The following is a 25392-nucleotide window of genomic DNA, read 5'->3' as shown; positions in this document are numbered from 1 at the left end:
AAAGGTATAGCATTTTTTTTGAAAAACCAAATTTATTCTTTCTTTTCTTTTGCATACAAAGCTTCGAATTTAGCACGTAAGATTGTTTTATTATCAATAGTTTCTTGTATATTCTTGAGCTTCTTTGCATTAGGACTTCCTGGAATCCATAAATGGATATAGCCGTTGCGTGAATATTTTTCATTCATGTGTGCTTCAAATCGTTTCCATTGTTGCTCTTTGTTTAATTCTGGATAATTTTCTAATCCATATTGAATAGCTCGACTAAACACAACATCGAGTTCTAAGTCTCTATCTGCTTCAGCAACAATCTTACCATATATTGTCCGCGGTGTATGACTGGAACTTGCGCGATGGTCTTCAACAGCCTCTTTCATAATTTTCAATTGATCGGTATTGAACCATCTTTTTAATCTGCTGTCATTACTTAAAATCTTGCCACCTGTAAGATGATGAATTGCGCGTGGTCCAGACATTCCTAAGTCATGATAGGCTGCTATAACATAAACCATGTTGATGTCTGCACCTGTATAATTGGCTAATTCTATCGAATTTTTTATCACTCGATTAACATGTTGTAGCCCATGACTTTTTCCAAACGCAGTATATTTGGGGAGAATATTATGTTCTATAAACTCCATTATCTCTAATGAAACTTGTTGCACCATTATATTAAAATTGAAACAATTGATAGAATGCCAAAAATCATAATGTTACGAGCTGTTATTCCCAATATGTAGTTAAGTTCTTTACCGCGTTTTATCTTTTGCATTTTTTCATACGTAATAAAATGTAGTAATAAATAAACCATCAAAAGAGTGGGGGAAAGCATATTTTCTGAATAGCTCTTAGAAACAAATAGCATTAAGAACTCTCCAACAAGACCTGATATAAGATAGAGTCTTAGCCCCCATTTCTCTCCAATGTATACCACAAGTGTTGTTTTTCCTGCTTTCTGATCGTTGTCTCTATCTCGATAATTATTAACAACAAGGAGGGTGTTGATAACAAATCCACATGCTAACGAAGCGATGAATACCTCAAGAGGTATGTTCCTTTCACTTCGGGGCATAGTGACATAATAAGATAAGCATGTAGGAACAATCCCAAAGAATATGAGTACTAATAGGTCACCTAAGCCTAAATAAGATAACTTAGTTGTATATAAGAAGCAGAAGGCCACACATAGAATTCCAACTAAAACCATTTCATATCCACCATATATTATAAGAGGTGAACCTATGGCGCATGCAAGAATTGTTGTGATAATAATAGCTTTTTTCATCGCAGAAGATGTAATCCATCCTTCTGTACATGCCCTTTTGGGGCCTAATCGAACTTCAGATTTATCATTACCCCTCTTATAATCAAAATAATCATTAATAAAGTTAGCATCTATTTGCATGATTGAAGCAAATAAAAGGCATAGTATTGCAGGAGTAAAAGAAAACAACTCAATGCCTGTTTGATTAAAGGCTAAGCTTACTCCAATAGCAACTGGCACTATAGCTCCAATCAATGTTTTCGGTCTGGATGCTAAGAACCAGGCCTTAAATGAGTTTATTTTAATATTGTTTTCGTCCATTTTAATTAAAGAAGTTCCAACTTAAGCCGAATCTTAGAATGCTTTGATTAAGTGGATAATGAGGAGTAAAGAAATAATTCTTCCTTCCTGTGCCAGCATTGAAGTGGCTTAGCATAATAAAAAAGCGAGTATGTTTAAGGTGGAAATTAGCATAAACATTCGCAACGGGATAATTTCCAATCTCTATACGATTATCATTTCCATTTGTATCTGTGTTTGTTTGTATTGCATATTGTCCTAAGATTGGAACATAATCAGGTGCATAATATTTTGTGAAATACCTCACATCAGCACCAAAATCACATCGCAATACATGAGCAATCTTAAATCGAAGATACAGATTACTATAAATATTGAGTGCAGGAACAGGTAAGACGGTCTTATTACTTGAATTCTGATAAGTAATCATATTTTCCCAATTTATGGGACCAAATGTGAAGTCTTGTGATATCGACGCCGTTAAAAGATGAATTAATCCATTGTTTTGTTTGACAACAATAGCATGATTTACGCGATTATCATTAACTGTATTATACGATGAAGCGAAGTAAGTATAGTTTTTAATCTCATCTATTTCGACACGTAAAGTGGTTCTCGTTTTCTGATAATTAAGTATCCCTTGTATCCTCGAATGAATGATTTTACTTAGGTTATCATTATCCCACCATGCATGACGACTATGGAAGTGGCGATAATAAAAAGTCGGATTAAGACGGTATAGAAAACCATTGGCAGACAGAGTCAACGTGTCTCCGAATAACTTAAAGTTGAGATCCGCATTCACATCGAGTTTCATTTGTCCTACATCACTACCAGTTAGCCAGGTTTCTGCTATTGCATCATAATGTAATAGCTTTCCTTGTGTTTTGCTTAATTGTGCTCCTATACTTAAATTATGCTCATTATAAGAATCAATTCCTGTAGTGTTAGGGAGTGTAAAATGTCTGAGATCTGATGTGATAAAAGCCTTAAGGCCTGCTTTTGCCCATTTATTAAATCCCTCTAATAATGATAAAGCAAACGTGTTTTTGAGACTATAATAACGCGTTTTATCATATATAGAATCGCCAGAGAGATACTCTTGAACATTATAATTGTTTGCATAATAGTTTGAAGGAGTATTATATGCTTGATAGATACGCCTATAATTGTCGAATTGTATGGTATGAATGAAACTTGTAACAGGAACAAATTCTTTTTTCATCCACATTGAATCTGCTTGTTTTTTGCTCTCTATCGATAGTAAACTATCAGCAGTATGTTTGTCCAAAGCCAATCGATCATTTGTTTTTTTCTGACCACCTGGTTCTGTTCCCATAATTTTTGCATTGTCAGGTCTACCTTCTATAGGCTCATCTTTTTTGTTATTTCGAGAAGTTTCTTTTTCCTGTTTAGAAGATTCATTATCTTTTTTTGATGCCATTGCAAACTTCTTAGCTTTTATTTCGTCGGCAGTCATAGGTACTTTTCGACTGAATCCCAAGTTATATCTGTGTGTAAAGAATATATGCTGGTTGTCGTTTCTATTCCAGTTTTGAGATAAAACAGTTGGAATTTCACTTGTAGTATACTTGTCACTATAACTTTCAGGATGGATGATATAGTTATCATTTGCAATACCTCCATTCTCTGTAACTTTCTGATGGTTTGTAGAAAGAAGTAAATGAGCTTGATAATGGTCTCCTATGTAAGAGCCATACATCGTATAATTGAAATGAGCCGTGCTTTGATCTTGATAATATCCCCTTCCATAAAGATAGTCAAATTTGAATCCTACGCCTAATTTCTTTCCGGCATTAACACCAAATTTTGTTGTTAAATGATCTTCACCATTCAGTCGATTGCCTGCAGTGTTGTAGGTAATATTGGTAAATGGCGATAATGTATTAGTGAAATGAAATTGTCCAATAGGTGTAATGAAGAAGTCAAATGGCTGTGTGAATATGAATTGCCCTTCATTTTGCCGGTCTGTAAAAATACGATTGATTCTTGGTGCACCTAAGTTTCCGGTTGTATTATACTCTCCACGTAAGCCTGTTGTAAAGACTGTGTTCATAAACATGTGTGAAAGTGTGTCGGGAACAGCAGCTTTTCGGTCACCAAAACGACTGTCTATCGTCCATACTTTGATTCCTTCTGGAATTTCTTTTTCGTTCTTTAATGAGTCTTTCCTATTTGTTTTATTGCGTGAGGTCATGTTGCCTTCTGCATCAATCTGATTGTAGTTGTCATCAAATTGTGCAAAGCTAATAGAAGGAAATATGAAGAAGAGAAGGGTGAATATCTTTGCTTTCATTATTTAAACATTCGTAAAGCAACTTCAATGAATTTCAAAACAACAGCAATAATCAAGATGATTGTTGCAATAATTCTATGTTCTGTTTGTGTAAAAATAACGACTCCTATAATTGCAAGTAACATAAACACAATATTAAGTATATTGCGGTATTTTAGCATATGATTGTCGTTATCAATCAATCTTTTTTGTTTGTGATGAGGCCTTACTGCATACTCTGTCTCGTTTGTATTTTTTTTGTCTTCTTGATTGATATCCATCATATTTTATTTTATATTTAATTCTTGTTTGATTTGATTAAAAATCTCATGTACTCGATCAACTGTTTTTATCCTGAATTTAGCGTTCATACGTTGTAATTTAGTACCAGTCTTGTTGAGAGAAGCCTTATCTGAGATTAATTCTTCGGCGTTAGCTTTAAATCCAGACGGGCGATTTTCCTCATAACTATAGTTTATTCGATTCAATGTTAAATCCAAAATACCATTATTACATTTTGCTACTATCGTATAATTAAACTTTGTTCGATCCAAAGAGAGAATGTTTTGTGAGAAAACCAACCATTCTTCATAACGTGCAGCAATGGTATGTTCAGCTTCGTTCACTAAAACAATCCTACTATTTCCTGCTTGATGATCATCATGTGCCAATCGATCTAAGATGGCATAAACGCGTTTGTATAATTCGTTTGCATTAATATCACTAATCGGTTCCTTAAGTTCAAATACCACTTTTCCATCCTTTTCGGGTACAGCACCTGCCAAATAACCTTCATACGGATTGTTGTTTTTTGTTGTTGAAGGCTTCTGTTCTGGTTTTGTTTGTTGTGGTATTGTCCAACTATCTTTTTGTGGTTGCGATGTTTGTGTTGCTTGTTCTGCAGCTTCTGCGGCTTTCAAGGCTTCTTCTGCTGCCTGTTTTGCTTTCTCCGCAGCTTCCTTTGCTTCTTTAGCTTTCTTAGCTGCTTCAGCCTTTAAGATTTCGACTTGTGTTGCAGGAACAGTGCCAACAGTTTGTGCATTGACAGACCATGGCAATAAAAAAAGTATTGAAAAGAGTAGATGTTTCATAAGTTTATCAAATATATTATGACAAAATTAATAAAAAATTCTGAGAGTTCCTGTTTCAACATGTTTGATTTTTCAAACTTAACGATAATTAATAAAAAGGACTTCTCATTGAATTTTATCCTTCATTTAATATTTCTTCTCTTTCAATTGGTTTTGTAAACGTATAATTTCATCACGATATTGGGCCGCTTGTATAAAGTCTAAGTCCTTCGCCGCTTGCTTCATTAGGGCTGTTGTGTTAGCAATGCTCTTCTCTAATTCGGCTTTTGACATGCGTTTAACAATTGGATCTGCTGCAAAAGCACCAGCTTCCGGTTCCAAATAAACATCCTTGTATTTGCTGTTTTGACGGATATCTTCTTTCCCATTATTGTTTGTTTGTGAAGAAACTGCCAATGTAGAACCAATTTTTTTCTCTATTTGCTTTGGAATTATATGGTGTTCTTCGTTATATTTCAACTGAATACTGCGCCTTCTTGCAGTCTCATCAATTGTTTTTTGCATACTTTCTGTTATGGTGTCTGCATACATAATAACTTTTCCATTGACATTTCTTGCAGCACGTCCTGCCGTTTGTGTCAGGCTTCTATGACTACGTAAAAAGCCTTCTTTGTCTGCATCGAGAATAGCAACCAAGGATACTTCGGGCAAGTCGAGCCCCTCACGAAGGAGGTTTACGCCAACAAGCACATCATAAACTCCTGCTCTTAAATCATTCATTATTTTCACTCGGTCAAGTGTTGCCACATCACTGTGAATATAATTTGCTTTTATTTCATGGTTTAGGAGATACTCAGTGAGTTCCTCTGCCATGCGCTTTGTCAAAGTCGTAACCAACACTCTTTCATGCCGATTGATGCGCGTTAGAATCTCATCCATGAGATCGTCTATTTGATTTTCAGAGGGTCTGACCTCTATTTCAGGGTCCAATAGTCCCGTAGGACGAATAATTTGTTCAACCACTACACCTTCTGCTTCTTCTATCTCATAGTTGGCTGGAGTTGCACTGATATATATCACTTGGTGCATGAGGTCATGAAATTCTTCAAATTTCAATGGTCGGTTGTCAAAAGCTGCAGGTAATCGGAAGCCATATTCCACAAGATTCTGTTTTCTTGCACGGTCTCCACCATACATTGCATTAATCTGTGGTACACTAACGTGGCTTTCATCTATCACCATTAGATAATCTTTGGGAAAGAAATCAAGTAGACAGTAAGGACGTTCTCCTGGATTTCTGCCGTCAAAATAACGTGAATAGTTCTCTATTCCGCTACAATGTCCGAGCTCTTTTATCATTTCCATGTCATACTCAACGCGTTCTTTAATTCGCTGAGCTTTAATAGAATCACCAATTTCATTAAAGTAGTTCACGCGGTCGACTAAGTCGTCTTGTATCATGCGTATAGCCTGTTCTGTTTGCTCTTTGGATGTTACAAAAAGGTTTGCAGGGTAGATTTCGTAAGTTTCAAAACGTTCGATAGTATGAAAAGTGATATTATCAACCTCTTCAATACTATCAATTTCATCATCCCACCACGTCACTCTTAGGATGTTATCACTATACGCCATCGATATATCTATCGTGTCTCCTTTTACTCTGAAGGTCCCCCTTTGCAGGTCAATATCATTTCTTACATAAAGTGCATCAACGAGTTTACGCAAGAAAACGTTTCTATCAATGGACTGGCCACGTTTGATTTTGATGATGCTTTCTTGCATAGCAACCGGTCCTCCCATACCATAAATACATGAAACTGACGACACAACAATGACGTCTTTGCGTCCAGAGAGTAGGGCAGATACCGCTCCAAGTCTCAGCTTGTCAATCTCATCATTTATTGCAAGGTCTTTTTCTATGTAGGTATCTGAGGTTGGTAGGTAAGCTTCTGGCTGATAGTAATCATAATAAGAAACATAATATTCTACTGCATTATTAGGGAAAAAGCCTTTCATTTCTTCGTAGAGCTGAGCGGCTAATGTCTTATTATGGCTCAAAATTAGCGTTGGCTTATTCACATTTGCAATAACATTCGCTACCGTGAATGTCTTTCCCGACCCTGTAACTCCTAACAGCACTTGAGCCGGAACCCCATCTATGATACCTTCAGTTAGTTCTTTGATGGCTTCAGGTTGATCCCCTGTAGGTTTATATTTCGATGTAAGTTTGAAATCCATTTATTTATATTATCCTTTCTTTTCGCTGCAAATTTACAAAATCTAATGTGAATCTGCAACGTTCATTTAGAATAAAACCTCTTATTTCTTATGTGATTTCAACCATAGTTCCTTGTTGAAGTTTTGATTATGACCAACTTTCTCTCTGCATATAACTATATTCTTATTGCATTAATGATGTTTTTTAGGATTCTCAAAGAACATAATTTGTCTTTTGAATCATAATATTTAATTTTTCGTTTTTATTCAACCGTTATAAAGATTAATATTTTACGAAAAAGTGTATCATTTACTTTGTAAATCATAGAAAAGTCAGTATCTTTGCAAATCAAATGTTTGATATGAAGAAAAAGATTTTGATTCCTATATGCGTTACATTGCTTTTCACAAGTTGTGCGCAAGAATTCAATAAAGTATATAAGACTGATAATTATCAGTATAAATACGAATTCGCCAAAGAATGTTATGCAGAAGGGAAATATACTCAGGCAATTACGTTGCTGACCGACCTCATTAATATTGAGAAAGGAACAGACAACGCTCAGGAAAGTCTTTATATGTTGGCCATGGCTGAATATGGAAGCATGGACTATGAGGGCGCATCTCAGGCTTTCAAACGTTACTATCAATCTTATCCAAAAGGCTATCTTGCAGAGATGGCTCATTATTATGAGGGGCTTGCTTTATATAAAAGCACACCTGAACCTCGATTGGATCAGTCTATGACGATTTCTGCAATTAACGCTTTTCAAACGTTCCTTGATCTTTATCCTGATGCTAAATTAAGGCCCGAAGCACAGAAATATTTGTTTGAATTACAAGATAAACTTGTTTTGAAAGAGTTGTACTCAGCTCGTCTTTATTATAATCTCGGCCCTTATTTTGGCAATTGTTCTGATGGTGGAAATAACTATGAGGCTTGTATTGTCACCTGTCAGAATGCATTAAAAGATTATCCTTACACTTCTTTGAGAGAAGAGTTTTCTCTACTTTTGATGAAAAGCAAGTTTGAACTTGCCGAACAAAGTGTTGAGTCAAAGCGTTTGGAACGTTATCAGGATGCAGAAGATGAGTGCTATGGCTTTATGAACCAGTATCCCGATTCAAAGGATAAGGCTTTAGCTGAGAAATATATCAAGCGCTGTAAAAAGTTCACTGGGGAGAATTCTTCTGACGATCAGTCTACAGAAAACAATAATAAATAAATATAATTAAACGTATAATGGATTACAAGAAATCAAAAGCGCCGGTAAACACCGTTACCCGTGATATCATGGAGCTTTGTCAAGAGACTGGAAACATCTATGAAAGTGTTGCAATTATTGCAAAGCGTTCTAACCAGATTTCTGTTGAAATTAAGCAGGATTTGAATAAGAAGCTTGCAGAATTTGCTTCATATAACGATTCACTTGAGGAGGTTTTCGAGAATCGCGAGCAGATAGAGATCTCACGTTACTATGAGAAGTTGCCGAAACCAACATTGCTTGCAACAGAAGAATTTGTTGAAGGTAATGTTTATTGGCGTGACCCTTCAAGAGAATCTAATATCGACGACTAATGATACAGCGTAAACAAACTCTGTATTTACTTGCTGCACTGATTGTAACGATTGTGTGTCTCTGTCTTCCGATAGCATCATTAAAGGCATCGGGAATGGAGATTGATAGTATTGTTACTAATCTTTGGATTCATGACAATACGGGTTATTCTTTCAAAACCAGTCCTTTGTTCGTACTGCTTCTTTTGACATGCCCACTCACTTTGTTATCAATCTTCAAGTATCATCAACGTTTGTTCCAGGCAAAGTTATGTGTAATCAATGCTGTGCTTATCATACTTTGGAGCGCTTATTACGCCTTTTTCTATGCTACTTCAGCTGTAAACATCACGCCGCATTTTGCTACTTGTTTGCCTGTTATAGCCTTGATTCTTCATCTTATGGCGCGTCATGCCATTCTTGCAGATGAAAAATTGGTAAGGGCTGCTGACAGAATACGATAAAAATAAACTTAAAGTCCCACTCTTTCCCTTTTATATCATGGAGAGAGTGGGACTTTTTCTGTACTTCAGCAACGAAAGATTCCTCTAAGAAATCTCTGTTTTCTTCAAAAGATTTAGTTTCTGTAACATCATGAAGAAACTATATTTAGTTGCCAACACCAGCTAATTTGTCTCCAAAAACTTGCCAACGAAAGATCTTATATGGGCTTTGCATGAGTGTCTGTCGTTGCATATCACCATTCACACACACATAGTTTATAATATTGTTTAGATATTCTTCTTGAACTGATGGCAGGCTTTCAGAATGGATACTCTGTGAACTTCTTATGTGCTTTAATGCGGTCTATCCCACACATCGAACGGATTAACATCGCGACTTTACCTCCATAGAACTTCTTTGCATAGGCAATGTTGGCATCATATTATTATTTTGCAATTTAACTTCGCACATTATGTGTTCGTATTTCGTCTGAAGTTAAAATAGTTTGTTAAAGGTAATACAAATGTTTGAATGCGAAGAGAAACATCAAAAATATATACTTGTGCTATTGTTTTTGCCAAAATAGAATTGGGAAAAGTATTTCTGGGGGATAAAAGAATAGCGCGTGAATTTATAAGAAAATGTGAAAGTGAAGATTAAAGTAGGGGGAACTATTTTGTGATGTAGAATAGGAAGGCGTATGATTTGAGTTAAAACGCATTACGTTTTGTAGCGAATTGGTCTGTGAAGTGTGTCATTCTGCATGGTAAAAGCATAGGGTTTACGCTGCGAAACGAGGTATTTGATGTAAGCAGAAAAAAGAGAAGCTTTTATGATATATCATAAGTTTATCTCTTATTTCGTCATATTTTTGAGATGAATATAAAATGTCGGAAACAAAAAAAGACGCACAATATTGTGCGTCTTCTTTTTATTTAGGATTCAATTTTAATCAATTGTCTCACTCCAATCTTCCTTACTCTTACGTTGGTAGGTCTGATAACGGAGCTTAGCCATCTTTTCTGCCTCTGTGAAGAGCTCTTCTGCCTCAGCAGGATAAGCCTTAGCTACAGAAGAGTAGCGTACCTCACCCATGAGGAACTCACGGAAGTCAGCGAAGTTAGGAGCCTTAGAGTCCAACTGGAATGGGTTCTTTCCTTCGTCTGCCAAACGTGGATCGTAGCGCCACAAGTGCCAGTAACCGCAGTCAACAGCAAGTTTTTCCTCATTCTGGCTACGTCCCATGCTACGTTTCATGTTCTTAGTTCCCTTGATACCATGGTTGATACATGGAGCATAAGCAATGATAAGAGATGGTCCTGGATAAGCTTCAGCTTCACGGATAGCCTTTAATGTCTGTGCATTATCAGCACCCATTGCAATCTGAGCTACGTATACATAGCCGTAAGTGGTTTGCATAAGACCGAGGTCTTTCTTGCGTATGCGCTTACCTTGAGCAGCAAATTGTGCAATGGCACCAAGCGGAGTAGCTTTTGAACTCTGACCACCAGTGTTAGAATATACCTCAGTATCGAGTACGAGGATATTTACATCTTCACCAGTAGAGAGTACATGGTCGAGACCACCATAGCCAATATCATAAGAAGCACCATCACCACCAATAATCCACTGGCTGCGCTTTACGAGATAATGGTCAAGTGTTTGCAACTCCTTGCATACGTCACAACCAGATTTTGCTCCTTCTTCGATGAGTGGTTTTAAGGCAGCTGTTGCCGTCTTTGAAGCGTCTGCATCGTCTTTATTGTCAAGCCAGTTCTGAGCAGCTTCCTTGAATTGTGCTGGAACCTTATCGTCGGCAATTTGTTGTTTCAGTAGAACAGAGATACGTTCTCTCATCTTCTTGTTGCCCATTGCCATTCCAAGACCGAACTCACAGAAGTCTTCGAACAATGAATTGTCAAAAGCTGGGCCCTGACCCTTATCATTTGTGGTGTAAGGTGTTGATGGAATAGAAGCAGAGTAGATAGAAGAGCAACCTGTAGCGTTAGCAATCATTTCACGATCTCCGAAGAGTTGAGAAATCAATCTAACGTAAGGAGTCTCACCACAGCCTGAACATGCACCAGAGAACTCAAACAAAGGTTTTGCAAACTGGCTGTTCTTTGGATTTGACTTGAGGTCAACGAGATCCTGTTTAGAAGCTACTTGCTTCATCATGTATTCCCAGTTCTTTGTCTCTTTAACTGTTTCAGGAGCATCAACATTGAATGGAGTCATGACAAGAGCCTTCTCACCCTTCTTTCCTGGGCAGACATCTGCACAGTTTCCACAACCAAGACAGTCAAGAACATCAACCTGAATGCGGAATTGCATGCCTTTAAGTTGCTTTGGTGCAAGGATATCTAACGTTGTATCCTCAAAGCCAGCCTTTTCCTTTTCGTCAAGAACGAACGGACGAATAGTTGCGTGAGGACAGCAATATGCACACTTGTTACATTGTATACAGTTTTCGGCTTTCCATACAGGAACAAAGGCTGCTACACCACGCTTCTCATAAGCTGCGGTACCATTATGCCAAGTACCATCGATAGTGCCATGTTTAACAAAGTCAGAAACTTTGAGTAAGTCACCAGACTGTGCGTTGATAGGACGAACAATCTCTTTGATGAATGCTGGAACATCGCCATCTTTGTCTTCATCAGCAGGGAGATTAGCCCATGCTGGGTCAACAGCGAGCTCCTTGTATTCGCCACCACGGTCAACAGCTGCATAGTTCTTGTCAACAATATCTTGTCCCTTGAGGCCGTAAGACTTCACGATGAATGCCTTCATCTGCTCTACAGCAAGTTCTGTTGGGATAACCTTTGTGATGCGGAAGAAAGCAGACTGGAGGATGGTGTTTGTGCGGTTGCCGAGTCCAATCTCTTGAGCAATCTTCGTAGCATTGATATAATAAACCTTGATGTTATGCTTAGCAAAGTACTTCTTAACCTTATTTGGGATGAAGTTTACAAGCTCATCACCTTCGAAGATGGTATTCAAAAGGAAGGTACCATTATCGCGAAGACCACGTGTTACATCATACATGTGGAGGTAAGCCTGTACATGGCATGCCACGAAGTTAGGCGTATTAACCTGGTAAGCAGAGTGGATTGGCTCGTCACCAAAGCGGAGGTGTGAGCAAGTGAAACCACCTGACTTCTTTGAGTCATAGCTAAAGTAAGCCTGACAATACTTGTTTGTGTTGTTACCGATAATCTGAACAGAGTTCTTATTAGCACCAACCGTACCATCTGCACCTAAACCATAGAACTTAGCTTCATACAAACCATCGCCACCCATAGGCACTTCTTCAACTTCAGGAAGTGATGTGAAGGTTACATCATCAACGATTCCCACTGTGAAGTGATTCTTTGGCATTGGCAACTCAAGGTTGTTGAAAACAGAAATAATCTTAGAAGGTGTTGTGTCTGAAGAACCAAGACCATAACGACCACCAACAATCAGTGGCTTGCGTGGGTCTTCATAAAGGGCACTCTTTACATCAAGATATAGTGGTTCGCCTTCAGCACCTGGCTCTTTAGTACGATCAAGTACTGCAATACGCTTAACTGTATCAGGAATAGCCTTGCGGATAGCCTCAACAGAGAATGGGCGATAGAGGTGAACTGCAACCATACCAACCTTCTTTCCTTGCTTAACGAGGAAGTCAATCGCTTCACGAGCGGGTTCAGTTGCAGAGCCCATAAGGATAATAATGTTCTCAGCGTCCTTAGCACCATAGTAATTAAAGAGGTGATACTCACGTCCGGTAATCTTAGAAATCTCACCCAAATACTTCTCAACAATCTCTGGAATGCGATCATAGTATTGGTTGCATGCTTCACGATGTGTAAAGAATGTCTCTGGGTTTTCAGCTGTACCGCGTGTTACTGGGCGCTCAGGTGTGAGGGCACGATCACGGAAGTTCTTTACGAACTCTTGATTTACAAGAGGACGAATGTCTTCCATATCCATCTCTTCAATCTTATGGTACTCGTGAGATGTACGGAAACCATCGAAGAAGTTGATGAAAGGAACTGATGATTCAAGTGTAGCCAGGTGTGGAACTGCAGAAAGGTCCATAACCTCTTGTACTGAACCAGAGCAGAACATCGCAAAACCTGTCTGGCGACATGCCATTACATCTTGGTGATCACCAAAGATACAAAGCGCATGAGAAGCCAGTGTACGTGCTGAAACATTAAACACACAAGGGAGCAATTCACCTGCAATCTTGTACATGTTTGGAATCATCAGCAACAAACCCTGTGATGCAGTGTAAGTTGATGTGAGGGCACCTGCCTGCAAAGAACCATGAACAGCACCTGCAGCACCAGCCTCAGATTCCATTTCTTGGATAGAAACAGTCTGACCAAACAGGTTCTTACGACCTTTAGCAGCCCATTCATCTACATGCTCTGCCATTGGAGATGACGGAGTGATAGGGTAGATTGCTGCAACCTCTGTAAACATATAGCTTACATGAGCGGCAGCTGTGTTACCATCACAAGTGATAAACTTTTTTTCTTTAGCCATTTTATGTCTGATAAATATTAATGAATGTTTTTGTATATATGTTATATTTCTTTTCTCGTTTTGAAAGACTTAATGTCTTGTTTGTGCTTCAACTTTGTTGCTATTCCCTTTAATACAGGAAACCTAACAGCCAAAGAGGGATGAGATTATCTTTTCCTACTTCCGTATTATAGCGTGCATAGATGGTGTCAGGGTTGCATCGTTGCTTGTGTTCGCTTAATGCATCAGTAATCTTAAACTTACGATTTCCATCAATAGTAAAGTAATGATCCTTTGAAGCTTGATTGACTTGATGATCTTTCCACAAAGAATTGACGAAGAATGTCTCCATAACCTCTTGCTCGTTTACTTGAATCGGGTAGATGGCATACATCAAATTGGAGTTGTGCATCATTACTTTGGTTGGCTTTTTAGGAAATTCATGTCCGACGGGATAAATGATATTAATGAGTCGAGCGTCTGCAAGATACTTGATATAGTTCATTACTGTTGCACGACTTGTTTGTATTTCATGCGCCAAATTACTGATGTTCGGAGCTTTTGGGCCTTCAACTGCCAATAAATAAAAGAGCTTTTTAATCTTGGTCAGATACTTTAAGTCTATTTGTTTGATGAGCAGAATGTCGACTTCTGTCATCATGTTCATTGTCTTCAGTAAGTTTTCGGAGAAGTTTGCGTGTTCTAAGAAGAAAGGATAAAAGCCGTGATGAATGTAATCAGAGAAGTATTTCATCGGACTAATCAATGGGAGGATATCTTTAATAATGTGCTCGTGATTATGTAAAATCTCATCTAAGGTGTAAGCATGGAAGTTATTTCCCGTCATTAAATTAAGATATTCTCGAAAGGAAAATCCACGAAGATTATAGCTTTCAACTATGCTATGGAGTTCAGGATTCTCTTCTTTGAGTCTCATAACGCTACTACCCGTGAAGACAATCTTTAGATTTGGATAAGAGTCATAGCATTTACGAAGTTCTGTACTCCAATTAGGTTGTTTGAACACTTGGTCAATCAAAAGAACTTTTCCTCCATTGTTGACAAAGTCTCCGGCAAAATCTGCAATACCTTTACCCTGAAAATAAAAGTTATTCATATTGACATAGAGACATCTCTTGTCGTGTGCACCAAACTTTTCTTTCGCGTATTGCAATAAGAAAGTAGTCTTTCCAACACCACGCGTGCCTTTAATGCCAATCATACGATCGTCCCAATTAATCTCATCCATTAGGGTGCGACGTACAGGTGCGTTTGTATGTTCAACAAGATAAGCGTGTGTACGAAAGAAAGCTTCCATTATCTATGAGTTATATTATATATAAATACAATGCAAAGATAATACTTATTTCCTTATTTGCAAACTGTAGATTGCAAAAAATGGGATTTTTTTCATATTTTAGCACATTATCAAATATCACAAACAGAAATAGGAATTGTGCAGAGCTTTGTCGTCAGTGTTTATTTTGTTGGATATGATAAGTTTTGTTTAATCGTCAAAATCATCATCATCGTCGAAGCCGAACATAAGCGGATCAACAAAAGAATCAATAGCGCGACGATCTTTTTTGGTGGGTCTTCCTGTTCCTCGTGCACGATCAACAAAACCACTGATACGACTCATTTCAAGCAACTCATATTGCTTTGGAGAAGTAACATTCTCATAAACTTCGGGGATTAATTTCGCTCCAACACGTTGTTCGATACATTTTAACACCTTATAAGAATAGGTGATAGGTGGCTTCTTAATGTTAACTACTTCGCCTACCTTAATGAGGTGGCTGGGTTTGACGTTTACTCCGCCCTTTGTTACACGCCCATTCTTACATGCATCTGCAGCAATAGAGCGTGTCTTGAATATGCGAGCGGCCCAAAGCCATTTATCTATTCTTGCGGTTTCCTGCATATTTATTTCTTCCCGAGTTTATTAAATTGGTTCATTGTGATATCAATTCCTGCTAAAGCAAAGCTTTTAATGATATCGCAAGCAATATTGATGCTGGGTTGCAGTATGGTCTTGTCATTGTCATCGTATTTCCCCAAGACCCAATCAACTTGGCCTCCTTTGGGGTAATCATTTCCGATTCCCATTCGTAAACGGGCGTAGTTTGTGCCAATTAGTTGTTGAATATGCCCCAATCCATTGTGCCCTCCATTATTACCATTTGCTTTAAGACGGAACGCTCCAAGAGGTAAAGCGATATCATCGCTAATGACAAGAAGCCGACTTTGGTCAATGTTTTCTTTGTTAAGCCAATACCTTACAGCGTTACCACTTAGATTCATAAAAGTTGTTGGCTTCAATAAAATCAATTTACGACCTTTGAGAGTGGTTTCTGCAATGAACCCATATCGCTTGTCTTCAAAATGAATATTGGACGCTTTTGCAAAAGCGTCCAATACCATGAATCCTGTATTGTGGCGGGTTTCTTGATATTCATCACCAGGATTCCCTAAACCACAAATTAGAAATTTATCCATTGTAATTATTCAGCAGCAGATGAATCTTCCGCACTTGCAGCTGCAGCTTGTTGTGCTTGTCTTGTCATCTTAACAGAACATACAACAACATCTTTGCTGGTTGTAATCTCAAGACCTTCGAAAGAAAGCTCTCCAACCTTAATGCTCTTACCAATCTTCAATGCAGTAACATCAATGTCAAGATGCTCAGGAATCTGCTGATAAGGTGCAGTTACGTTAATCTTACGAATAGAAAGGTTCATACGTCCACCATCACGAACACCTTGTGCAAGACCTGTCAGCTTGACAGGGATACCGATATTAATTGGTTTTTGATCGTTTACTTCATAGAAATCAACGTGAAGAGGTGCGTCTGTTACTGGGTGAAATTGAATCTCTTTCAAGATTGCTGTGTGATGCTCACCTTCAATATTCAAATTGATAACGTAGATGTGGGGAGTATAGATGATCTTACGAAGTTCGCTGAATGCAATTGTGAATGCGTGTGCTTCTGGCTTACCATCAGCGTTTTTCTTCTCTCCATAAAGGTTACAAGGAATAAAACCTTGTTTACGAAGTTCTTTAGAAGCTTTTTTACCAAGGTCTGTTCGCTTCTGACCTGCAACATTAATCTCTTTCATAATTTGTGTTACTCTAAATTAAATTGTTATGAATTAATTCGCCATCACACGAGATTGCTCTCGGAAAAGCGTTGCAAAGGTAGTCTATTTTTGGGTTCTATGCAAATTTCTTCTAAAAAATATTGAAAATGAGAGCTTTGATTTGCATATTCAGTTGAAATCATCTACTTTTGTGGTTAATATAATCAACGATATAGGAATCCATAAATTATTAGAGGATGATTAATAGGGAACTTATAAGGATCAAGGTAGTTCAGTTAACCTATGCATACTATCAAAACGGTAACAAAAATATTGATACTGCTGAAAAGGAATTGTTTTTCAGTCTTTCAAAAGCGTATGACTTATATAATACGTTGCTTTTGTTGATAGTTGCCATAACACGTGAAGAACGTCATCGGGTTGAAATAGCAACACAAAGAACACAACGCGAGGGAACAGACGCACCATCTCAGAAATTTGCTTATAACAAATTTGCAGTTCAATTAGAAGAGAACAAGATGCTTCAAGATTTTGTTGAAGCACAAAAGTTATCTTGGGCTGATGATATTGAGTTCTTGCGCAAGATGTGTAACCTAATAGAAAGTAGTTCGATTTATACAGACTACATGTCTTCTGAAGAGGATAGTTATGAAGCTGATCGCGAAGTATGGCGCAAGATTTATAAACAGCTTATCCAGAATAATGAAGATCTCGATGCATTGCTTGAAGAGAAAAGTCTTTATTGGAACGACGACCGCGAAATTGTTGATACGTTTGTGTTGAAGACTATTAAGCGTTTCGAACAAGCTAATGGTAGTGAACAGGAACTTCTTCCTGAATATAAAGATGACGAAGATAAAGAGTTTGCACGTAAGCTTTTTAGAGCTACAATCATCAATGCAGACCAATATCAGCACTATATGAGTGAGGCAAGTCGCAATTGGGACTTTGGACGTTTAGCTTATATGGATATCGTTATCATGCAAATTGCAATTGCCGAAATGCTCACATTCCCTAATATCCCCGTGAGTGTCACTATAAATGAATATGTGGATTTAGCTAAATTATATAGCACATCGAAGAGTGCTGGCTATATAAATGGAATGTTAGACTCGATTGCTCGTTTTCTGGTAGACAATGGAATGATGCTGAAAACATTAAGAGAGCATGTAAATAAAGGAAAAACTAATTAATATCTAACTAAAATGAATATAATGTTATTATCTGCGCAGGCAGCTCAAGGTGGAGGAATGGGAGTTTTTGTAATGATGGGTGCCATTCTTATCATTTTTTGGTTGTTCATGGTTCGTCCACAACAAAAGAAACAGAAGAAGATTCGTAATTTCCAGAACTCTCTTCAGGAAGGTTCTAAAGTCGTAACTGGTGGTGGTATCTATGGAACAATAAAGCGTGTAGATATTCAAGCAAACACTGTTGATGTTGAAATTGCGCGTGGCGTAGTTATAACAGTTAATAAGGGTTACGTCTTTGAAGACGCATCATCTCAAATGCCTAATGCATAAACTTCTCACATTAGCTAAGAATGTCAGAAACTTTTTGTTTAGTTCGCTGAATAGAGAGTTTCTGATTTTTTTGTTTTTCCTCGGATTGAGTGGAACATTCTGGCTTCTTATGGCTCTCAATGAGACGTATGATGAAGACATTCATATCCCTGTGAAATTAGTCAATGTGCCCAAAAATGTCGTTATTACGCAAAATGTGAGTGACACTATTGATGTTACTGTCCGTGATAAAGGGTTCACTTTACTTGCTTATACCTATGGAAATAAGGTGCAACCCGTTCTCATTGATTTCGAAACTTTTGCTAATAGGAGTACAGGAACAGGCAAGATTACGTTGTCTGATTTGCAGCGTCTGATTTATCTTCGACTCTTCAGTTCTTCAAAAATATCTGCTATTAAGTCCGATTTACAAACTTTTTATTTCAATTATGGCCAGTCTCGGCAGTATCCTGTTCGTATTTCGGGAGTTGTAGAGGCAGGGAAAAGTTATTATATCTCTCAGATAAAGTTCTATCCGTCTGAGGTAACCGTTTATGCAGACAGACACACGCTCGATAGCATTCGTAAGATTTCGACAGAACTTTTGTCCATACGTCAGATTGAAGACACGATAACGCGAGAGGTTACTTTGCGTGGTATAAAGGGAGCGAAGATTGTTCCGCAAAAGGTGAGAATGACAATATACCCTGATATCTTGACTGAAGAGAGCGTTGAGGTTCCTATCGTGGCTATCAACATGCCGACAGGTAAGGTGTTGCGCACTTTCCCCTCAAAGGTAAGAGTTTCATTTGCCGTAGGCGGAAGCAGATTCAGATCAATTCATTCAGACCAGTTTATTGTGGCGGTCGATTATAATGATATCGTAGGTCAGCCTTCCGATAAGTGCCCCATAAGGCTTCGTCAATATCCTAAGGATATCATTCATCCCCGATTGCAAATGACTCAGGTTGATTATCTGATTGAACAGCAATAAAAGGTTTATACATGAACGTTATGTCTCAAAAGATTGCTATTACGGGTGGTATAGGTTCGGGAAAAACTTTCATTTGTCATTTATTGACTGCTCGTGGCATTAAGATTTATGATTGCGACAAGGCAGCCAAACGTCTTATGCGTGAGAATGATGCCCTAAAATGCAAATTGACAAATCTTATCGGAGATGATGTTTATCAAAATGGCATGGTGGTAAAAAGTGTTTTAGCTTCTTTTCTGTTAAAAAGCAATGAAAACAAGCAAGCGGTCAACAATATCATTCATCCATTTGTAGCAGAAGACTTTCTCTTAAGTGGCTTTGATTGGTTAGAAAGCGCAATCCTTTTTGAGAGCGGTTTTAATCATCGTGTGCATTTTGACCATATTGTTTGTGTTTCAGCACCCATACAAATCAGGGAAAAACGCATAATGGCGCGCGACAACATTAGTCAGATGCAGGCATTGCAATGGATAAACTGCCAAATGCCGCAATCGGATATAGAACGGCAGTCTGATTTTGTGTTGCTCAATGATGAACGCGAAGATTTAGATTCGCAAATAGAGAAGATGCTTGAAGTATTTCAATATAAGGTATAATTAAATCAAAATAATAATCAAATCAATTAAGAAAATGGAAACAATCCTTTCAATTGCAGGCAAACCTGGCCTTTACAAATTGGTTTCTCGTGGGAAAATGAATCTCATTGTAGAAGCACTTGACGATACGCACAAACGTGTTCCTGCCTTTGCCTCTGATCGTGTGACAAGTCTTGGAGATATCGCTATCTATACCACAGGAGAAGATATTCCTTTGTGGAAAGTTTTGGATAGTGTATCTAAAAAGGAGGCCGGCAAAGAGGTTTCTGTCAATTATAAGAAAATGAGCGGCAAAGAACTTCGCGCATATTTTGCTGAAATCCTGCCTGAGTTCGATGAAGATCGCGTGCATGACAGCGACATCAAGAAATTGCTCCAATGGTATAACCTGTTGGTTAAAGCTGGAATCACAGACTTTGAAGCAACAATGGCTCCTACGCAGGGAGATAATATTGATGACCGAAAAACAGAAGAGTAAAATAGAAACAACACCACATTTTATGTCTTAATAGCATAAGAATGTGAATGATATAAGCCTCGCAGATTAATATTAGCGGGGCTTTCTTTTATCATCTCTTTTAAATCGTTTCCGCGCCACGCGGAAGCATGAAAAATTGCTTTTTGGCGTTAGATACGTTGTATCTACGATGAAAAATTGCTTTTTGGTGTTAGATACGTTGTATCTGCGATGAAAATTTGCTTTTTGGTATTAGATACGTTGTATTTACGATGAAAAATTGTTTTTTGGTGTTAGATACGTTGTATCTACGATGAAAAATTGCTTTTTGGTGTTAGATACGTTGTATCTGCGATGAAAATTTGCTTTTTAAAGGCTCTGATAACCTGATAGTAATTTTTTGTTAATATACAAAACATTATCATAAGCTAAACAGTTTGAATGTTATTTTTTGTATTATTCAACAGCAATCCTCGTATAAGATTTGCTATTATCAATATTTTTTCGTATCTTCGCATCAGAGTTTAGTTAGCTTATGTGACAAAGGTTACCAAAATAAGCATACTTTTACTACATAAACCTTGTATTTTATAACATAATTAAAACAGAAAAACTATGTCAAAAATTGGAAGCATTTTATTAGGAGTAGCAGCTGGAACAGTTGCAGGTATAGGTGTACTTTTTGTACTTGATAAAGATAAAACCTTATGTAAAAAGAATTCTATAGGCGATAAAATTGATGACTTAAAAGATCAGTTTGATAGCCTTACAAGAAAAATGCGTGATAAATCAATGGAGTTAAAAGGCACTTTAGAAGAAAAGGTTGACAATCTTTTATCAGATTCAGACAGTAAACCAGAAGACCTTGTTAAGCTATTAGAAAAGAAATTAGCGTCATTGAAAGAAAAAGTTAAGAAATAACTTAGCTGATTAGTAACCCTTAAAATAAAATTATTTATGAAAAAAATCTTCAGTTTAGCTACTTTGATTTGTTTATTCATTGTAGCTCTTACCTCAATCTCTTGTAGCAAGACAGATGACCCTGCAGACAATGATATCTTTGTAGGAACATACAAAGGAAGAATCTCTTATTCAGGTGATAAAATAAAGAAAAGTGCCGATAACGGTTCTATAACCGTCATTAAAGCAGCAGGTAGTTACTATTTTAGATTTTCAGATGGAATCCCTGACCTTAAAGGCGTAACCTTTAAGAAGGAAGGTGACCACACTTTAGTAAATATCGACTTGAAAGAAGGTGTAAAAATAATTAGAATCAATGCTTCATCATTGAATATTCTATACACTAAAGATGGGAAAATATGGACTGCTAACGGAAAGAGATAGTAGAGAAAAAACATAATAGTAAGAGGGTGTGTCAAAATTGATACATCCTCTTTTTTACTCTTCCTTTACCTTGTCGACCACACAATTCATTATTTACTGTAGCTATGCTGCTAATTTCATATAAAATGATTTATTAGGCTTTAAATAGCCTATATAAACTTGTATAGAGCAGCTGAAGGTTACTAAAAGTACCTCCATTACGCCTGTATTGATAGCATAAGAATGTGAATGATATAAGCCTCGCAGATTAATATTTGCGGGGCTTTCTTTTATCATCTCTTTTAAATCGTTTCCGCGCCACACAGAAGCATGAAAATTGGCTTTTTGGCGTTTCCGCGCCACGCGGAAGCATGAAAAATTGCTTTTTGGCGTTTCTGCGCCACGCGGAAGTATGAAAAAATGTTTTTTGGCGTTTCCGCGCCACGCGGAAGCATGGGAAATTGCTTTTTGGCGTTTCTGCGCCACGCGGAAGTATGAAAAATTACTTTTTGGTGTTAGATACGTTGTATCTGCGATGAAAATTTGCTTTTTGGTGTTGGATACGTTGTATCTGCGATGAAAATTTGCTTTTTGGTGTTAGATACGTTGTATCTAATCATAAAATGCCCTTTGTGAACTTGTGGTACTCCTTAGCGGCATGAAAAACTTTGTTTTAAATTCTTTTTTCTCCCGATATAACATTACCTTTGTGATGGTTAATCGGTGGATAGCTACTGATTTTTAAGTTTCAAAGTTTCTTAGTTAAAAAGATATCACGATGAGAAAAGCTTTTGTTCACTTTCTATGGGGGACATTGATTATATTGGTGTGCGGAGCAGCGCTTGCCTTTACAGCCATTTGGAATGGTTGGATTGGCTATATGCCTCCTGTAGAAGATTTGCAAAATCCTATTAATCGGTTTGCATCGCAGGTTTATTCTTCAGATGGGAGGGTGATTGGTACATACAACCTCAATAAAGAGAACAGAATTATCATTCCTTATAGCCGCATCTCAAAACATTTGGTTGATGCTTTGGTGGCAACAGAAGATGAACGCTTTTATGAGCATAGCGGAATTGATTTTATTGCTTTGGGGCGTGCCATTGTCAAGAGAGGAATGCTGGGCCAGGCTTCAGCAGGTGGCGGTTCGACCATCACTCAGCAGCTTGCGAAACAATTGTATTCTGCGCAGGTGCACAATACGTTGGAACGTATGTTACAGAAGCCCATAGAGTGGGTGATAGCTGTGAAACTTGAACGTAATTATACAAAGGAAGAGATTATCGCTTTGTATTTGAATTATTTTGATTTCTTGCATAATGCGGTAGGTATTAAGACGGCAGCAAATACTTATTTCAATAAGGAAGCCAAGGATTTGGATGTTGATGAGTCGGCTATGCTTATAGGTCTTTGTAAGAATCCGTCACTTTTTAATCCTGTGAGATTCCCAGAGCGCGCGCGTGATCGTCGGAATGTTGTTTTAGGTCAGATGTTGAAAGCTGGTTATTTGTCAAGGTCACAATATGATGAGTATTGCGCTAAGCCAATAGCTTTGAACTTCCGTCGAATCGATCATAAGGATGGAGAGGCAACATATTTCAGAGAGTTCCTTCGTCAGTATATGATGGCCGAAAAGCCTGATAGGTCGAACTATCCGTCTTGGAATAAGGTGCAATATACTTTGGACTCAATTGCCTGGGTTAGTGACCCCTTGTATGGTTGGTGTAACAAGAATTTCAAGAAAGATGGTACACCTTATAATATTTACACCGATGGTTTGAAGATTACAACGACAATCGATAGCCACATGCAACAATTTGCAGAAGAATCAGTATATGGGCATGTGACGAAATTCTTGCAGCCAGCCTTTAATAAGGCTAATCGAAGTAAGAAGAATGCTCCGTTTACATCTTCGTTGACTTTAGCTCAGTTGCGTTCGATTTTGAATCGAAATATGTATCAGAGTGAGCGCTATCGCAATATGAAAGCCCAAGGTGCAAGTGAGCAAGAGATTCGTGCAGCCTTTCATCGTCCGGTTGAGATGACCATTTTCACCTATCATGGTGACATTGACACGGTGATGACTCCAATGGACTCAATCAAATATTATAAGAGTTTCTTGCGTGCTGGCTTTATGAGCATGGACCCCAAAACAGGTGCAGTGAAAGCCTATGTGGGAGGTTTGGATTACACACATTTCATGTATGATATGGTTACGGGAGGTCGCCGACAGGTTGGTTCTACGATTAAACCATTCTTGTATGCACTTGCTATGGAAAATGGTTTTTCTCCATGTGACATGGCTCCTAATGTACAAAAAACCTATATGGTAGCAGGCAGACCATGGACTCCGCGCAATGGTTCGCATGCGCGTTATGGGCAGATGGTGACGCTTCAGTGGGGCTTGGCAAATAGTAATAACTGGATTTCAGCCTATTTGATGAGCAAGCTGAACCCTCAGCAGTTTGTAACAACACTTCATGAATTTGGCATCAACAATCCTGATATTCATCCTTCAATGTCACTTTGTCTCGGTCCGTGCGACGTGAGTGTGGCTGAAATGGTAAGTGCCTATTCTGCATTTGCCAATCATGGAATACGAACGGCGCCAATGTTTGTTAGCAAGATTGAGGATAACGAAGGAAATGTTATTGCAACATTCCAGCCGCGTATGAATGAAGTGATTAGTGCCGAGAGTGCAAACAAGATGCTTGTCTTGTTACAAGGCGTTGTTGATGGCGGTACAGCAAGTCGACTTCGCTATAAATATCACATGGAAGGACAAATCTGTGGTAAGACAGGTACAACGAATAATAACAGTGATGCTTGGTTCATAGGCTTTACTCCTCAATTAGTTACTGGTATTTGGGTAGGCGGAGAAGACCGTGATATCCATTTCGATAACATGTCAATGGGGCAGGGTGCAACGATGGCCTTGCCGATTTGGGCGTATTATATGAAGAAGATTTATCGTGATTCTTCATTGGGTTATAGCAGTAAAGCTACGTTTGGGTTGCCTGAAGGCTTTAATCCTTGCGGGAAACAAGATAAAGAAGATGATGATTTCCAAATTGATGATATTTATGAATAGATGTCTCGTCTTGGCTTTGATGTGGATGATTTCAACGGGAATCGCAGTGGCGCAGAATTCAAATGCAATGCGTGATAGCCTAAAAGCAGCATCCGATTCGTTGGCTTTTCATCCGGAAAGTATTGCATTGCGACTGCAAAAGGCTTCATGGAACGTTCGTCTGCATGAATGGGAGTATGCTAAGGAGGAATACGATAGAGTATTAGCGAAGGATGAAAATAATCCAACTGCGCTTTACTTTCGTGCGTATGTGAATGAGAAATTGTCGCGATATAACTTTGCAAGACAAGATTATGAGCACCTATTATATATAGTGCCTGGTAATTTTGAAGCGCAATTGGGGCTGGCGTTACTGAATGAAAAGGATAAACATTATACGGAGGCATTTGATGGTATAAATCGTTTAATCAATCAATATCCAGATAGTGCTGTGGCTTATGCCGCAAGAGCCAACATGGAGCGAGAACGAAAGATGTATAGTTTGGCTGAGTTTGACTACTCAGAAGCTATCAAGCGATGCCCTAATGAACAAGATTATCTTCTTTCACGGGCATTTGTTAGAATACAATTAAAGAAGAAAGAAGAAGCTTTAGAAGATTTACGAAGTCTTGAAAAGCTCGGAGTTTCAAGAGTGGCTTTGAAAGAGTTCTATGATAAATTAAAATAATAATCCGATTGGAGTAATGATAAATATAATATT

At 38.0% G+C, this 25392-nt stretch carries 24 protein-coding genes; 12 read left to right on the top strand and 12 right to left on the bottom strand.

Going from position 1 to position 25392, the window contains the following annotated elements:
* Positions 1–32: 32 nt before the first annotated feature.
* The 6 genes from HMPREF9145_RS06270 to uvrB all read right to left on the bottom strand — a co-directional run bounded on the left by HMPREF9145_RS06270 (position 33) and on the right by uvrB (position 7129).
* Complete coding sequence (locus tag HMPREF9145_RS06270; protein WP_036906863.1) at positions 33–665, bottom strand: HD domain-containing protein; 633 nt, start codon at positions 663–665, stop codon at positions 33–35.
* 2 nt (positions 666–667) lie between these two features.
* A complete protein-coding gene (gene menA / locus HMPREF9145_RS06265) occupies positions 668–1585 on the bottom strand; it encodes a 1,4-dihydroxy-2-naphthoate octaprenyltransferase (protein WP_021825526.1) in 918 nt (305 codons plus the stop codon).
* A gap of 1 nt (position 1586) precedes the next feature.
* Positions 1587–3881 (bottom strand): putative porin, encoded by a 2295-nt coding sequence (locus HMPREF9145_RS06260; RefSeq protein ID WP_021825485.1) that lies wholly within the window; start codon positions 3879–3881, stop codon positions 1587–1589.
* On the bottom strand, positions 3881–4135 hold the full coding sequence (locus tag HMPREF9145_RS06255; protein WP_036906861.1) for a mechanosensitive ion channel protein MscS: 255 nt from the start codon (positions 4133–4135) through the stop codon (positions 3881–3883). The genes HMPREF9145_RS06260 and HMPREF9145_RS06255 overlap by 1 nt, the downstream gene beginning before the upstream one ends.
* 12 nt (positions 4136–4147) lie before the next feature.
* Positions 4148–4951 (bottom strand): DUF4468 domain-containing protein, encoded by an 804-nt coding sequence (locus tag HMPREF9145_RS06250; RefSeq protein ID WP_036906849.1) that lies wholly within the window; start codon positions 4949–4951, stop codon positions 4148–4150.
* 126 nt (positions 4952–5077) lie between these two features.
* On the bottom strand, positions 5078–7129 hold the full coding sequence (gene uvrB, locus HMPREF9145_RS06245; protein ID WP_021825447.1) for an excinuclease ABC subunit UvrB: 2052 nt from the start codon (positions 7127–7129) through the stop codon (positions 5078–5080).
* A 332-nt stretch (positions 7130–7461) separates the two neighbouring features.
* Between uvrB and HMPREF9145_RS06240 the strand changes: the two genes are divergently transcribed.
* The 3 genes from HMPREF9145_RS06240 to HMPREF9145_RS06230 are packed head-to-tail and all read left to right on the top strand — an operon-like array spanning position 7462 to position 9130.
* Positions 7462–8334, top strand: a complete 873-nt coding sequence (locus tag HMPREF9145_RS06240) for an outer membrane protein assembly factor BamD (RefSeq protein WP_036906846.1) — start codon at positions 7462–7464, stop codon at positions 8332–8334.
* Between the two features lie 17 nt (positions 8335–8351).
* A complete protein-coding gene (locus tag HMPREF9145_RS06235) occupies positions 8352–8687 on the top strand; it encodes a DNA-directed RNA polymerase subunit omega (RefSeq protein ID WP_007133428.1) in 336 nt (111 codons plus the stop codon).
* The gene (locus HMPREF9145_RS06230; RefSeq protein WP_036906841.1) at positions 8687–9130 is read left to right on the top strand and encodes a DUF4293 domain-containing protein; all 444 of its coding nucleotides are present in this window, start codon (positions 8687–8689) and stop codon (positions 9128–9130) included. Before HMPREF9145_RS06235 ends, HMPREF9145_RS06230 begins: the two co-directional genes overlap by 1 nt.
* A 928-nt stretch (positions 9131–10058) precedes the next feature.
* On the opposite strand, the gene nifJ is transcribed toward HMPREF9145_RS06230, so the two are convergent.
* From nifJ to HMPREF9145_RS06205, 5 genes are all read right to left on the bottom strand, one after another.
* Entirely contained in the window at positions 10059–13649 is a 3591-nt protein-coding gene (gene nifJ, locus HMPREF9145_RS06225) for a pyruvate:ferredoxin (flavodoxin) oxidoreductase (RefSeq protein WP_021825451.1), read from the bottom strand.
* Positions 13650–13758: 109 nt separating this feature from the next.
* Positions 13759–14946 carry an ATP-binding protein gene (locus HMPREF9145_RS06220; protein ID WP_021825492.1) on the bottom strand — a complete coding sequence of 396 codons (1188 nt, stop codon included), beginning with the start codon at positions 14944–14946 and terminating at the stop codon, positions 13759–13761.
* A gap of 189 nt (positions 14947–15135) precedes the next feature.
* Complete coding sequence (locus HMPREF9145_RS06215) at positions 15136–15552, bottom strand: RNA-binding S4 domain-containing protein (protein WP_021825498.1); 417 nt, start codon at positions 15550–15552, stop codon at positions 15136–15138.
* A 2-nt stretch (positions 15553–15554) separates the two neighbouring features.
* Positions 15555–16127 carry an aminoacyl-tRNA hydrolase gene (gene pth, locus HMPREF9145_RS06210; RefSeq protein ID WP_007133434.1) on the bottom strand — a complete coding sequence of 191 codons (573 nt, stop codon included), beginning with the start codon at positions 16125–16127 and terminating at the stop codon, positions 15555–15557.
* 5 nt (positions 16128–16132) lie between these two features.
* Positions 16133–16747 (bottom strand): 50S ribosomal protein L25/general stress protein Ctc, encoded by a 615-nt coding sequence (locus tag HMPREF9145_RS06205; RefSeq protein WP_007133435.1) that lies wholly within the window; start codon positions 16745–16747, stop codon positions 16133–16135.
* 218 nt (positions 16748–16965) lie between these two features.
* Between HMPREF9145_RS06205 and nusB the strand changes: the two genes are divergently transcribed.
* From nusB to HMPREF9145_RS06170, 7 genes are all read left to right on the top strand, one after another.
* Positions 16966–17922, top strand: coding sequence for a transcription antitermination factor NusB (gene nusB / locus HMPREF9145_RS06200; RefSeq protein ID WP_021825488.1), 957 nt, complete (start codon positions 16966–16968; stop codon positions 17920–17922).
* Positions 17923–17934: 12 nt separating this feature from the next.
* Positions 17935–18252: a preprotein translocase subunit YajC gene (yajC, locus tag HMPREF9145_RS06195; RefSeq protein WP_007133438.1), complete on the top strand. Its 318-nt coding sequence runs from the start codon at positions 17935–17937 to the stop codon at positions 18250–18252.
* Positions 18245–19225 (top strand): CdaR family protein, encoded by a 981-nt coding sequence (locus tag HMPREF9145_RS06190; RefSeq protein ID WP_036906837.1) that lies wholly within the window; start codon positions 18245–18247, stop codon positions 19223–19225. The genes yajC and HMPREF9145_RS06190 overlap by 8 nt, the downstream gene beginning before the upstream one ends.
* An 11-nt stretch (positions 19226–19236) precedes the next feature.
* Complete coding sequence (coaE, locus tag HMPREF9145_RS13705; protein ID WP_036906836.1) at positions 19237–19821, top strand: dephospho-CoA kinase; 585 nt, start codon at positions 19237–19239, stop codon at positions 19819–19821.
* 34 nt (positions 19822–19855) lie between these two features.
* The gene (locus HMPREF9145_RS13700) at positions 19856–20299 is read left to right on the top strand and encodes a DUF5606 family protein (protein WP_021825472.1); all 444 of its coding nucleotides are present in this window, start codon (positions 19856–19858) and stop codon (positions 20297–20299) included.
* A gap of 594 nt (positions 20300–20893) precedes the next feature.
* The gene (locus HMPREF9145_RS06175; protein ID WP_007133446.1) at positions 20894–21199 is read left to right on the top strand and encodes a YtxH domain-containing protein; all 306 of its coding nucleotides are present in this window, start codon (positions 20894–20896) and stop codon (positions 21197–21199) included.
* Positions 21200–21235: 36 nt separating this feature from the next.
* Positions 21236–21622, top strand: coding sequence for a hypothetical protein (locus HMPREF9145_RS06170; protein WP_007133447.1), 387 nt, complete (start codon positions 21236–21238; stop codon positions 21620–21622).
* Positions 21623–21724: 102 nt separating this feature from the next.
* On the opposite strand, the gene HMPREF9145_RS13935 is transcribed toward HMPREF9145_RS06170, so the two are convergent.
* Positions 21725–22087 (bottom strand): hypothetical protein, encoded by a 363-nt coding sequence (locus tag HMPREF9145_RS13935; RefSeq protein WP_036906833.1) that lies wholly within the window; start codon positions 22085–22087, stop codon positions 21725–21727.
* A gap of 292 nt (positions 22088–22379) precedes the next feature.
* Here HMPREF9145_RS13935 and HMPREF9145_RS06160 point away from each other — a divergent pair, with 292 nt between their 5' ends.
* Positions 22380–24692 carry a transglycosylase domain-containing protein gene (locus tag HMPREF9145_RS06160; RefSeq protein WP_021825516.1) on the top strand — a complete coding sequence of 771 codons (2313 nt, stop codon included), beginning with the start codon at positions 22380–22382 and terminating at the stop codon, positions 24690–24692.
* Positions 24685–25359, top strand: coding sequence for a tetratricopeptide repeat protein (locus HMPREF9145_RS06155; protein WP_036906857.1), 675 nt, complete (start codon positions 24685–24687; stop codon positions 25357–25359). The genes HMPREF9145_RS06160 and HMPREF9145_RS06155 overlap by 8 nt, the downstream gene beginning before the upstream one ends.
* Positions 25360–25392: the final 33 nt, after the last annotated feature.

This window comes from Segatella salivae F0493, from assembly GCF_000477535.1.
Lineage (GTDB): Bacteria > Bacteroidota > Bacteroidia > Bacteroidales > Bacteroidaceae > Prevotella > Prevotella salivae.
The sequence above is the reverse complement of the archived record's forward strand: the minus strand, read 5'-3'. Positions and strand labels throughout refer to the sequence as shown.

What these genes read in the sequence shown, in the direction of transcription:
- HMPREF9145_RS06235 (WP_007133428.1), top strand. Translation starts at nt 8,352, where the DNA reads ATGGATTACAAGAAATCAAAAGCGCCGGTAAACACCGTTACCCGTGAT.
- HMPREF9145_RS06160 (WP_021825516.1), top strand. Translation starts at nt 22,380, where the DNA reads ATGAGAAAAGCTTTTGTTCACTTTCTATGGGGGACATTGATTATATTG.
- HMPREF9145_RS06175 (WP_007133446.1), top strand. Translation starts at nt 20,894, where the DNA reads ATGTCAAAAATTGGAAGCATTTTATTAGGAGTAGCAGCTGGAACAGTT.
- HMPREF9145_RS06215 (WP_021825498.1), bottom strand. Translation starts at nt 15,552, where the DNA reads ATGCAGGAAACCGCAAGAATAGATAAATGGCTTTGGGCCGCTCGCATA.
- HMPREF9145_RS06170 (WP_007133447.1), top strand. Translation starts at nt 21,236, where the DNA reads ATGAAAAAAATCTTCAGTTTAGCTACTTTGATTTGTTTATTCATTGTA.
- HMPREF9145_RS06155 (WP_036906857.1), top strand. Translation starts at nt 24,685, where the DNA reads ATGAATAGATGTCTCGTCTTGGCTTTGATGTGGATGATTTCAACGGGA.
- uvrB (WP_021825447.1), bottom strand. Translation starts at nt 7,129, where the DNA reads ATGGATTTCAAACTTACATCGAAATATAAACCTACAGGGGATCAACCT.
- pth (WP_007133434.1), bottom strand. Translation starts at nt 16,127, where the DNA reads ATGGATAAATTTCTAATTTGTGGTTTAGGGAATCCTGGTGATGAATAT.
- HMPREF9145_RS06220 (WP_021825492.1), bottom strand. Translation starts at nt 14,946, where the DNA reads ATGGAAGCTTTCTTTCGTACACACGCTTATCTTGTTGAACATACAAAC.
- nusB (WP_021825488.1), top strand. Translation starts at nt 16,966, where the DNA reads ATGATTAATAGGGAACTTATAAGGATCAAGGTAGTTCAGTTAACCTAT.
- HMPREF9145_RS06230 (WP_036906841.1), top strand. Translation starts at nt 8,687, where the DNA reads ATGATACAGCGTAAACAAACTCTGTATTTACTTGCTGCACTGATTGTA.
- HMPREF9145_RS06240 (WP_036906846.1), top strand. Translation starts at nt 7,462, where the DNA reads ATGTTTGATATGAAGAAAAAGATTTTGATTCCTATATGCGTTACATTG.
- menA (WP_021825526.1), bottom strand. Translation starts at nt 1,585, where the DNA reads ATGGACGAAAACAATATTAAAATAAACTCATTTAAGGCCTGGTTCTTA.
- coaE (WP_036906836.1), top strand. Translation starts at nt 19,237, where the DNA reads ATGAACGTTATGTCTCAAAAGATTGCTATTACGGGTGGTATAGGTTCG.
- HMPREF9145_RS06190 (WP_036906837.1), top strand. Translation starts at nt 18,245, where the DNA reads ATGCATAAACTTCTCACATTAGCTAAGAATGTCAGAAACTTTTTGTTT.
- HMPREF9145_RS06260 (WP_021825485.1), bottom strand. Translation starts at nt 3,881, where the DNA reads ATGAAAGCAAAGATATTCACCCTTCTCTTCTTCATATTTCCTTCTATT.
- HMPREF9145_RS06250 (WP_036906849.1), bottom strand. Translation starts at nt 4,951, where the DNA reads ATGAAACATCTACTCTTTTCAATACTTTTTTTATTGCCATGGTCTGTC.
- yajC (WP_007133438.1), top strand. Translation starts at nt 17,935, where the DNA reads ATGAATATAATGTTATTATCTGCGCAGGCAGCTCAAGGTGGAGGAATG.
- HMPREF9145_RS06205 (WP_007133435.1), bottom strand. Translation starts at nt 16,747, where the DNA reads ATGAAAGAGATTAATGTTGCAGGTCAGAAGCGAACAGACCTTGGTAAA.
- HMPREF9145_RS13700 (WP_021825472.1), top strand. Translation starts at nt 19,856, where the DNA reads ATGGAAACAATCCTTTCAATTGCAGGCAAACCTGGCCTTTACAAATTG.
- nifJ (WP_021825451.1), bottom strand. Translation starts at nt 13,649, where the DNA reads ATGGCTAAAGAAAAAAAGTTTATCACTTGTGATGGTAACACAGCTGCC.